Genomic DNA, 11,249 nt, shown 5'->3' with positions numbered 1-11,249 from the left:
CTACCCCGGACCCTTACGCGAGACGATCAGGGACCGGGGTAGCCCCGTCCGGTCCCGGGCAGTGGATACGGCCCGGAATCCTCATCGTCGTCATCGCCTCCACCGAAACCATCCAGGCTCCCGGTACCGCTGCCCAGCAGGCTCCGGTTGAGGGCAGCGGTGTCAGCCATCAGCTCGTCGACTGCAGCGAACAGGTGCCTCTCAGCAATGTCCGTTCCTTCAAGGGTCGCGGCAACGACGGAGCGGCGCACCAGTTCCTTGGCAAAGGATGCGGTTGTTCCGGCAGTGCGTTGCGCCGCCTCTGTGATGGCCTCCGGACTGAAAGCAATATGCCGCGCGTAAAGTTTCAGCAGGGCCGCCCGCTCCACAGTCTCCGGCAGGGGAATCTCGACCGCCAGATCCACCCTGCCCGGACGCTGGGCGAGCGCCCGTTCCAGCATGTCCACCCGGTTGGTGGTGAGGATGAAGGCTACGTCCGCGTCGTCGTCGAGACCGTCCATGGCATCGAGAACCTCGAAGAGGAGCGGCTGCGGTCCATGCCCAAAGCTGCGGTCTTCTGCGATCAGGTCGCAGTCCTCGAGGATGACCATGGATGGCTGCAATGCACGGGCCATTCGCGCGGCCTCGGAAATGAAGGCGAGCGAACCGCCGGAGAGGATAATCGCCGTCGTACCCTGACTTTGGCTCAACAGGTAGCGCACGGTGTGCGTTTTGCCGGTTCCCGGCGGTCCATAGAGCAAAATGCCGCGTTTGAGATGTTGGCCCAGGGACTTGAGCGCCGTCCGGTGCTCCGCCATTCCAACAGCGTGGTCCGCGACCTTCTGCAGCAGCCCCTCGGGCAAAATAACGTCCGACGGCGTCAAGCCGGGCCTGGCGTGGAAAGTCACCCCAGCACCCATCGATCCATATTCGTCCACGGTCAGTGACACCACCTGGCCCTTTAGCACGCTTCGCGTTTGCATCCTGGTCCGCACTACCGCAAGGAAGTCCGCGACGACGGCCGAATCGGGTGAAAGCACTTCCAGCAATGCCGTCGGACGGTCGAAACCGGGACTTGCCTTCCGCTGCAGCACGGCCAGCGGTACGCCCGCATACCTGAACAACCAGATCCCGAGGGCTACTGCCTGCCGCTGTTCATTGGGGCCGATGGCCAGGTTTGCATAGTCCGGTTGGGCGAGCGGAAACTGCGGGAAAATCTGGGCCTGCTGGAGCATATCGCTCAAGGAGGAGTGGTGGCGTTGATCACCGCCGCCTATACCGACCAGCCGCTTGTCCGGGTCCTCAGCTGTCAGCTCTGCCAGCAGGATGTCAACGTCGACGAACCGGTGTGCCGGAATCTCCTCCACCACGACCGGAATTTCATGCGCCGGATGGCCGAGGTGCTCAGCGAGGGTGGCAAGCAACTGCTCACCTCTGGGATACCGCTGCTGCTTCGCCTGTACCAGCTGCACCAACTCGGCGAAATCGTCCATGAACTTCCCCAGATTCTCCGTCATGGCATGACATTACCAGCGCTCTTGTGGCTGTTCGGCTGAAATACTTGGTCACTTAGTTGACAGTTCAACTCTCGGCTGGAACACTTTATATTGAAGCGTCAACCAATTAGGCGCGAAGCGGCTACATTCGCACGCTGTGACCAACTGAATTTCTACCGAATGGCGAAACCTATGAACAACTCTTCCCTGACCGCTGCTGCCCGGACTGTCCTCCGCGTCGTTGCCGGCTTCCTTTTTGCCGCACACGGCTGGCAGAAATTCAACGAGTTCACTATTGCGGGCACCCAGGGGGCATTTGCCGAGATGGGCGTTCCCGCAGCGGACATCGTGGCCCCGGTTGTAGCCACTCTTGAGCTCGTTGGCGGAATCGCACTGATTCTTGGTCTGCTGGCGCGGCCATTCGCCATCCTGCTTACCCTGAACATGCTCGGCGCCATCGTCCTGGTCCATGCCCCCGCAGGAGTGTTCGTGACAGCGGGCGGCTTCGAGCTGGTCCTCATGCTCGGTGCAGCAGCACTGGCTGTGGCCTTGGTTGGTCCGGGCCGCCTGTCGCTGGACAATGCGATCTTCGCCCGGAAGGGCTCGAAGCTGAACGCGCTGGCCTAACCCGGCGTTCCATACCTGAACTGCACGCACCGGCTGGCGGCTCCATTGTGGAGGTGCCGGCCGATGTCGTGCGCGGGATGCGGGCTGCCGACCTCCGGGTGGATTGGAAAGTCTGCTAGGCTAGTAGTCAATTGTTTGTGTGGCAGTGGATGAAGGCCGATTTCAACCCGGATCTCTGATCTGAGAGTGAAGCCGGTGCCTGTTTCCGGGTTGCAGGGTTCTTGTGCAACGAATGCCACGTTTTTGCGTGCCTAGGCTCCTTCTGCGAATGGACCACCGCAAAGTGTGCAGATTGAGTCAACAGTGCTTTGCTTCGGCAGTCCGCCATTGTCCGGTCGATACGACTTGGACGGGACAGGGCCGCGGGGGCCGAGTGAATGAGAATTATCTCGAGAAAATACGGAGAACACGAAAGTGCCTACGATTAACCAGCTGGTCCGTAAGGGCCGCACCCCCAAGGCCTCCAAGACGGACGCCCCCGCGCTGCAGGGCAGCCCCATGCGCCGTGGCGTCTGCACCCGTGTGTACACCACCACCCCGAAGAAGCCGAACTCGGCTCTGCGCAAGGTTGCCCGTGTACGCCTCAATGGTGGCATTGAAGTTACCGCCTACATCCCCGGTGTGGGACACAACCTGCAGGAACACTCCATCGTGCTGGTGCGCGGCGGACGCGTGAAGGACCTGCCCGGTGTCCGTTACAAGATCGTGCGCGGTGCGCTTGATACCCAGGGTGTCAAGAACCGCCAGCAGGCCCGCAGCCTGTACGGCGCGAAGAAGGAGAAGAAGTAATGCCTCGTAAAGGCCCGGCGCCCAAGCGCCCACTAGTTATTGATCCGGTTCACGGATCCCCGCTGGTCACGCAGCTGATCAACAAGGTCCTTGTTGACGGCAAGAAGTCGACCGCTGAGCGCATCGTTTACGGTGCCCTCGAAGGTGTCCAGACGAAGTCCGGCGGCGACCCCGTTGCGGCTTTGAAGAAAGCCATGGAAAACGTGAAGCCGGCCCTTGAGGTCCGCTCCCGCCGTGTCGGTGGCGCCACCTACCAGGTTCCCGTCGAGGTCAAGCCCGGCCGTTCAACCGCCCTGGCCCTGCGCTGGTTGGTTGGCTACTCCAAGGCCCGCCGCGAGAAGACCATGACCGAGCGTCTCCAGAACGAGATTCTGGACGCCTCGAACGGTCTCGGTGCCGCTGTGAAGCGTCGCGAAGACACCCACAAGATGGCCGAGTCCAACAAGGCCTTCGCCCACTACCGCTGGTAGAAAACCGACGTACGACGACGGCGGCCCGCACCGGTCCTGCCGGAGCGGGACAACCGCAATAACCGCCGTCGTACTTGGCCAACCTGAAAGGCAGACACCGTGGCACTTGACGTGCTTACCGACCTCAACAAGGTCCGCAATATCGGCATCATGGCCCACATCGATGCCGGTAAGACCACTACTACTGAGCGAATCCTGTTCTACACCGGTATCAACCACAAGATCGGCGAGACCCACGACGGTGCCTCGACGATGGACTGGATGGCACAGGAGCAGGAGCGTGGTATCACCATCACCTCCGCCGCCACCACCTGTTTCTGGGACGACAACCAGATCAACATCATCGACACCCCGGGCCACGTGGACTTCACCGTTGAGGTGGAGCGTTCACTGCGCGTGCTCGATGGCGCCGTCGCAGTTTTCGACGGTAAAGAGGGCGTTGAGCCGCAGTCCGAGACTGTCTGGCGCCAGGCCGACAAGTACGACGTTCCGCGTATCTGCTTCGTCAACAAGATGGACAAGCTCGGCGCCGACTTCTACTTCACCGTGGACACCATCATTAACCGCCTCAAGGCCAAGCCGGTGGTTCTCCAGCTGCCGATCGGCTCCGAGAGCGAGTTCGAGGGTGTTGTCGACCTGATCCATATGCGTGCACTCACCTGGCGCGGCGACTCCAAGGGTGACGTCACCATGGGAGCCAAGTACGAGATTGAAGAGATCCCGGAAGACCTGAAGGAACGCGCCGCAGAATACCGCGTTGCACTGGTCGAGGCAGTTGCCGAGGCCGACGAGTCCCTGATGGAGAAGTACCTTGAGGGTGAAGAGCTGACGATCGACGAGATCAAGGCGGGCATCCGCAAGCTCACCATCAACTCCGAGATCTACCCGGTACTGTGTGGTTCCGCATTCAAGAACCGCGGAGTCCAGCCGATGCTGGACGCCGTCGTCGATTACCTGCCGTCCCCGCTGGACGTCCCGGATATCGAAGGCCACCCGGTCAACGATCTCGAGGCGACCATCACCCGGCCGGCCAATTCGACCGCACCGTTCTCGGCGCTGGCGTTCAAGGTCGTCACGCACCCGTTCTTCGGGCGTTTGACCTACATCCGCGTTTACTCCGGCAAGGCAGCTTCGGGCGCCCAGGTGGTCAACTCCACCAAGGGTAAGAAGGAGCGCATCGGAAAGCTCTTCCAGATGCATGCCAACAAGGAAAACCCCGTTGATGAGATCACCACTGGTCACATCTATGCGGCGATCGGGCTGAAGGACACCACTACAGGTGACACCCTGTGTGACTCCCAGAACCAGATCATCCTTGAGGCCATGACCTTCCCGACGCCGGTGATCGACGTCGCGATCGAGCCCAAGACCAAGGGTGACCAGGAAAAGCTTTCCATCGCCATCCAGAAGCTCGCCGAAGAAGACCCGACATTCCAGGTCTCCCTCAACGAGGACACTGGCCAGACGGTGATCGCCGGTATGGGCGAGTTGCACCTGGACATCCTGGTGGACCGGATGCGCCGCGAGTTCAAGGTTGACGCCAACGTGGGCAAGCCCCAGGTTGCGTACCGCGAAACCATCAAGGGCACCGTTGCCAAGCACGACTACACGCACAAGAAGCAGACCGGTGGCTCCGGCCAGTTCGCGAAGATCCAGATCAAGATCGAACCCCTGGATACTGCCGAAGGTGCGATGTACGAATTCGACAACAAGATTACTGGTGGCCGCGTGCCCCGTGAGTACATTCCCAGCGTTGACGCCGGCATCCAGGATGCCCTCAACGACGGTGTGCTCGCCGGTTACCCCGTTGTCGGTATCAAGGCGACTCTGCTTGATGGTTCCTACCACGACGTCGACTCCTCGGAGATGGCGTTCAAGATTGCCGGCCGGATGGCTTTCAAGGAAGCTGCGCGGATGGCAAAGCCGGTTCTGCTCGAACCGCTGATGGATGTTGAGGTCCGCACGCCTGAGGAATACATGGGCGAAGTTATCGGTGACCTGAACTCCCGGCGCGGCCAGATGCAGTCCATGGAGGATGCAAGCGGTGTGAAGGTCATTCGCGCGCATGTTCCACTGTCCGGTATGTTTGGATACATCGGTGACCTTCGGTCGAAGACTCAGGGCCGCGCTGTGTACTCCATGCAGTTTGATAGCTACTCCGAGGTCCCCAAAGCGGTGGCCGAGGAGATCATTCAGAAGGTCCGCGGCGAGTAGCAGCACCATTGGTTGGCACCTGCACTCCAGGTGCCAACCGCTACCTGCCAGCAACCGGCTCCGTGCCGGAAGCGGCGAACCATCGAAGAAATTTAAACAAATTAGAAGCCCCCAGTAGACTTGCATGGGTTTCAGTGGCGAGAAGCGGCACTGAATGTAAGTTTTACTACCAAACGTTCTAGGAGGAACCAGTGGCGAAGGCAAAGTTCGAGCGGACTAAGCCGCACGTCAACATCGGCACCATCGGTCACGTTGACCATGGAAAGACGACGTTGACGGCTGCCATTTCCAAGGTGCTCGCTGAAAAGTACCCGGATATCAACAACGCGTCGGCATTCGATTCGATTGACGCGGCTCCGGAAGAGAAGCAGCGCGGCATCACCATCAACATCGCGCACATTGAGTACCAGACCGAGAAGCGTCACTACGCACACGTTGACGCCCCCGGCCACGCTGACTACATCAAGAACATGATCACTGGTGCAGCTCAGATGGACGGTGCGATCCTCGTGGTTGCCGCCACTGACGGTCCGATGGCCCAGACCCGCGAGCACGTTCTGCTGGCCAAGCAGGTTGGCGTTCCCTACCTGATGGTCGCGCTGAACAAGTCCGACATGGTTGACGACGAAGAACTCCTCGACCTGGTCGAGATGGAAGTTCGTGAACTGCTCAGCTCGCAGGAGTTCGACGGCGACAACGCTCCGGTTATCCGCGTTTCCGGCCTCAAGGCACTGGAAGGCGACCCGAAGTGGACCGAGTCAATCGTGGAACTCATGGATGCTGCGGATGAGAACATCCCGGACCCGATCCGCGACAAGGACAAGCCGTTCCTGATGCCGATCGAGGATGTCTTCACGATCACTGGCCGTGGAACCGTCGTGACGGGCCGCGCCGAGCGTGGAACCCTCGCGATCAACTCCGAGGTCGAGATCGTCGGCATCCGCCCGATCCAGAAGACCACGGTCACTGGTATCGAGATGTTCCACAAGCAGCTCGACGAGGCATGGGCCGGCGAGAACTGTGGTCTGCTGCTGCGCGGTATCAAGCGCGAAGACGTCGAGCGTGGACAGGTTATTGTGAAGCCGGGCTCCATCACCCCGCACACCAACTTCGACGCCAACGTCTACATCCTGTCCAAGGATGAGGGTGGACGGCATAACCCGTTCTACTCGAACTACCGGCCGCAGTTCTACTTCCGCACCACGGACGTCACCGGCGTCATCACGCTGCCGGAAGGCACCGAGATGGTTATGCCCGGCGACAACACGGAAATGAGCGTTGAGCTGATTCAGCCCATCGCCATGGAAGAGGGCCTCGGCTTCGCCATCCGCGAGGGTGGCCGCACCGTTGGTTCAGGCCGTGTCACCACGGTGACCAAGTAGTCTTCGGCTACACGCGCTCCGCGGACTGACGTCTCAGGCACGGCCTGGGGCAGCAGATCTGTCCGACGGAACCGCATTCGAGAAAGGCCCCGTTGCTCCGGCAGCGGGGCTTTTCCCATGCCCGGGCGGGGGAGCGGTGAAGTGGTTATCCACAGGCCGGCCCGTCTGTACTCCAAAGGCCCCCTTGCTTGTCTAAGCTAATGGAGGTATTTCATCCGGGCTGAGGGGATCATGAGTTGGGCTTACTGTTGTTCATCCTGTTGATGTTGTCGATTCCCGCAGCCGTGATCTTTAGCCTTGGCTGGTGGGCCGGTGGCGCAAGGCAGCGCAGCAAGAGCCGCCGTGCCGCCCAGCTGATTACCAGCCACCCCCACACCGTGGCGGCTGGCCAGGCATGGCGGGATGGCTTCACGGCAGGACGGAACCGGACGGGAAGAACCCGGGTGGCACCTGCCAAGACCCGGGAAGCGCCGGTGGCGCCGGAACAAATTGCTTCCGTTACAGGTCCGAAAACGACGCCATCGAAGACACCGTTCCCTGAGCAGGCACCGTCCCACGTGCGGTCACCGGCGGACGGGTTTCGACAGATTCAGGGTTCGGGCTCTGCACAACCATCGCGCCCTGCCCGGGATCCAGCAGCGAAGGAGAAAACGGCCGAGCAGCGCACCCTGCGCAACATCAACATAACGCTCTACGCGGCGGCGCTGCTATTGATATCTGCTGCATCGCTTTCCATCGGTTTGGCGGTCCCGGCCGCTGTGAAATTTATCGGTTTGGTACTCGTCGCTGCCCTCTTCTACACCGGTGGGCTGGTCATCCATGCGCGGAGTGAGAGGTTGCGGCCCTCTGCCACAGCCTTTACCGGCACGGGACTCGCCCTGATACCTGTCACGGGGCTGGCACTGCATCTGCTCGTCGTGCACGACATCCCGTTGGCTTGGTTCGCTACCTCATTGATTGGAACCGCCGCATTCATCCATGCGGGGAGCAGGCTGCAGAGCAAGGTGTTGGCGGCGCTCGCGCTGACGTTCCTGGTCTCGACGTCGTGGTCCGGTGGCGCAATGGTGAACCAAGGGGTCATCTGGTATTTCATCATGACAATGATGCTGGCCGCGGTATCCACCTTTCTCGTGTACAGGCGCCCCGCCTGGTTGGCGAACATTTACCTGAAGACATTCCAGGCCGCACATCGCTTTGTGGTTCCGGCAACCTTGGCCGCGGCCGTGGTCGCAGCGCCAATACTCGATTCGGTCGACTACCTCGTCCTCTTTACAGCGGCCACTCTCTACTACGCTGCCTCTACTATGGCCGGGTCGCCCGACGACCGTCCCCTGGACCTGACTGCCGGCCGGGTCACGGCCACATTGGCACTGGCTTTCGGCGCGTACGAACTCGGCGCGGGAGTAGATGAAACGATCGGCATTGTCGGTGTGTTGCTCGCACTTCAAGCGGTTTTGGTCAGCATGCTCAAGGCTTCCTACGGTCGACTGCTGGAAGGCCCGGCAGGTCCACAACTGCCTGGCTGGAAAAGGACGACAGCCGAAAGCTTCATCCGGACCGAAATTTGGTGCGTGGGTCTGACGGCGCTTGCCCTGGCCGTGATTGGCAATGGGCGGCTGGTCCAGCCTGACAGTCCGGGACTGTCGGATCAAGCGAATATCTGGTCGTCATTCAATTGGGCGTTGCTCCTCGTAATAGCAGCAATGGGCGTCGTAGCATTTCGGGAACGCCGTCAGATGGCATGGCTGGTGCTGGCCGGAGGGTTATGTGCGCTGTTTGAACAGGCCGGACCAGCGCCGTGGCGCCAGGCAATCCTCCTGTCACTGTCGGTGCTCGCCACCACTGTGGCTATGCGCTTCGAATCAAGACTTAACAGGGCGTTCCTGAGGATGGGCGTGCTTGTGGTCTTGCCGCTCGCCGGTGGATCGGTGGCCTCATGGGCGGCTTCCGGTTACTTCCCGGATGCCGCCGGGACATTCCCCAGCGACTCCGCTGGTAATCCATTGGCAGCGGAACAAGCGGGGGTGGCAGTCCTTGCACTGCTGTGGCTGGCCAATGTGGCGGGCTCGGCCATGGCGCTGCGGCGGAGGGCCGTTCATCCCCGAGGTGCCGGTGCGCGCGCACTTCTTCTGCCGGTCGGTGTGACAATAGGCCTTGGCTCTGCTCTCCTTCTCGACCGGACGGAACGAGCCACTGGCGGAGCAGAGGGTGGAGGCGCGGAAGGGCTAACCGGGTTCATCTGGGTACTGCCGGATTGGGCTGAACTGCTGACCTGGACAACACTCGGTGTGGCAGTCGTATCAGCAACCCTTGTGCTGGGACGGAATGGAGCCAAGTCAAGTATCCACGGGCACCTCAATGCGCGCATTGGTAATGTGCGTCCTTGGGCGCACAGTGCCGGACTGCTCGGCATCGCTGGTGCAGCGCTGCTGGTGGAGGTGAACTCGGCAGACTGGGCAGCCGAGTTGGTGCTTGGAATTGGAGTGATCTATACCGGACTGCGGGCAGTATCCGATGGAAGCCGAAGCGTGCGCGGCAGTTATGCAGTCGCCGCCCAGGTCTGTCTGGTTCTCGGAGCATTGCAGATGCTTGAATTGTTTGACGCCGACTGGCACGCCGGAGCGGCCGTCTTCGCGGTCACCCTGACGGCTGGTCAGCTTGCCCGGCTGTACCTGGACCGATCCGGGCGGCCTTTGCAAGGAGTTGCATTTCGGTCGGTCACCGGCTGGGCGGTATTGGCCGCCCTGGTCCTGCTGCCGTTTGGTTATGCCATGGTGGCCGGCGGTACCCTATTCAATCTGTCGGTGAATGCAAGCGGTGCAGACCAAGCAGCCCTGCTTGTGCAACTGTCGATGCTGACAGTGTATGGCTTGGCATGGTGGCTGAGTGGTGCCGGCGTTCCTTCCGCAGGCGGGGCCGCCGGCCATGGTTGGCGGGCGTTGCCGGTCGCCTTCGCAGTAGTCGGCCTGGCCTCCGTGCCATCTGGCGTAATGGGGTTGCGCACCGGTGGATGGCTGCCTGAGCCGTTGTGGAACCGTCCCGCAGCCGCTGTGATCCTCCTGGTCATATCCGCCATGGTGATCGCTGCAGAATACTTCGCCGGCAGATCTGTGGGAAACAGCAACGAAGGCCCGTGGCTATGGGCCCGTCGGGCCGTCAACATGGCCGGCAGCGGCCCGCGCGCGGTTTCCTGTGCGCTCTTTATTGGGGCTGCAGTCGCAGTTGCTCCGGCTGATGAGATGGGCTGGCATGCGCTGATCTTGTTGATCGCAGCGGGCGGGTTTGTCATCTTCAGCATGACGACAGGTATCGCCGCCCTGCTCATCGGGTGTGTGATTGCTGTTCCGGGTGCCTTCTACGCGGCGGCAACGGAGCTATTCGACCTATCCGGTGTGCCATCACTGTCCCAGGAGGCGTGGGTATTTCCGGTGTCCCTGGCCGCGGCTGCCGTGGTGCTGTATGTCATCACAGCGGTTGTTGGACGACGGTTCACTACGCCGCGCCCGGACTCAGAGGTGGCAGTGAAGATGCTCCTTGGGGATGCCGGGCCGGGATGGGTCTGGGCACACGCCGCTGTCCTGTCGGGTGGCTCGCTGGCCGTTCTTGGATTCGCCGCAGTGTCGGCCAACGTCCGCGGCATCGACTGGCTGGCATACGCAGGATGTTTGGCGCTCGCCGTGTCCGCTGCAGCCGCGGTATTGGAATGGCCGCAACCTTGGCGGGAGCTGGCGGCCGAAGTGGCATCCATCGTTGTGGCAGGCTGCATTCATCGGGTGTGGCTGCTCAGCGCTGGGTCCGTCGACTTGTTTTGGCAGGCCCAATACTGGGTTGTCATCCTGGCCCTGCTCGCGTCCTTCGAATACTTCCGTCAACGAAGCGGCCGCGGCGACTATGTCGCAATTGCAGGTTCCGCATTGCTTTCGCTCAGTGGACTGGTGCCCGCATTATTCCAAGACAGCGTGCAGACCGTTTGGACGTTGGCTGGCCATGCGGTGCTGCTGGTTTTCGGCTTGCAGGCCAATCGTCGACTATTCGTATGGTGGGGAGCAGCCGGAATTGGTGTGGCGGTTCTGTGGTACTTGCGTGGATATACATTCCTGCTGCTTGCAGCTTTGGCTGCAGGACTCATCGCCCTGGCGGTATGGCGCTTGTCCCGGCTGCGCGCGCGAAGCGACTAGGACACCTGGCAGGAGCTTTTTGGTGCACCCGTCGCGGGACAGGGAGGGTGCGCTGGTGGTGCTGCTCACATGTGCGCTGGGCCGCTCATCCCGGTTTGCTATCAGCAGGCCGGC

At 61.3% G+C, this 11,249-nt stretch carries 7 protein-coding genes; 6 read left to right on the top strand and 1 reads right to left on the bottom strand.

The genetic code is table 11. From position 1 onward, the window contains the following. Positions 1-26 precede the first annotated feature (26 nt). On the bottom strand, positions 27-1,496 hold the full coding sequence (locus Y707_RS23130) for an AAA family ATPase (RefSeq protein WP_081744582.1): 1,470 nt from the start codon (positions 1,494-1,496) through the stop codon (positions 27-29). Between the two features lie 171 nt (positions 1,497-1,667). Here Y707_RS23130 and Y707_RS0103470 point away from each other — a divergent pair, with 171 nt between their 5' ends. The 6 genes from Y707_RS0103470 (at position 1,668) to Y707_RS0103445 (ending at position 11,135) form a co-directional block, all read left to right on the top strand. Beyond that, positions 1,668-2,102 carry a DoxX family protein gene (locus Y707_RS0103470; RefSeq protein WP_026534054.1) on the top strand — a complete coding sequence of 145 codons (435 nt, stop codon included), beginning with the start codon at positions 1,668-1,670 and terminating at the stop codon, positions 2,100-2,102. Between the two features lie 414 nt (positions 2,103-2,516). Continuing rightward, complete coding sequence (rpsL, locus tag Y707_RS0103465) at positions 2,517-2,891, top strand: 30S ribosomal protein S12 (RefSeq protein ID WP_026534053.1); 375 nt, start codon at positions 2,517-2,519, stop codon at positions 2,889-2,891. Beyond that, positions 2,891-3,361, top strand: a complete 471-nt coding sequence (rpsG, locus tag Y707_RS0103460) for a 30S ribosomal protein S7 (RefSeq protein WP_026534052.1) — start codon at positions 2,891-2,893, stop codon at positions 3,359-3,361. The genes rpsL and rpsG overlap by 1 nt, the downstream gene beginning before the upstream one ends. Positions 3,362-3,460: 99 nt before the next feature. Continuing rightward, positions 3,461-5,575 carry an elongation factor G gene (gene fusA / locus Y707_RS0103455; protein ID WP_026534051.1) on the top strand — a complete coding sequence of 705 codons (2,115 nt, stop codon included), beginning with the start codon at positions 3,461-3,463 and terminating at the stop codon, positions 5,573-5,575. 191 nt (positions 5,576-5,766) lie between these two features. Then, positions 5,767-6,957, top strand: a complete 1,191-nt coding sequence (tuf, locus tag Y707_RS0103450) for an elongation factor Tu (RefSeq protein ID WP_026534050.1) — start codon at positions 5,767-5,769, stop codon at positions 6,955-6,957. 236 nt (positions 6,958-7,193) lie between these two features. Beyond that, positions 7,194-11,135, top strand: a complete 3,942-nt coding sequence (locus Y707_RS0103445) for a hypothetical protein (protein ID WP_026534049.1) — start codon at positions 7,194-7,196, stop codon at positions 11,133-11,135. Positions 11,136-11,249 lie beyond the last annotated feature (114 nt).

The sequence above is a fragment of the Arthrobacter sp. H14 genome, assembly GCF_000520495.1.
GTDB lineage: Bacteria > Actinomycetota > Actinomycetes > Actinomycetales > Micrococcaceae > Arthrobacter_C.
This window is presented reverse-complemented; position numbering and strand designations above follow the sequence as displayed.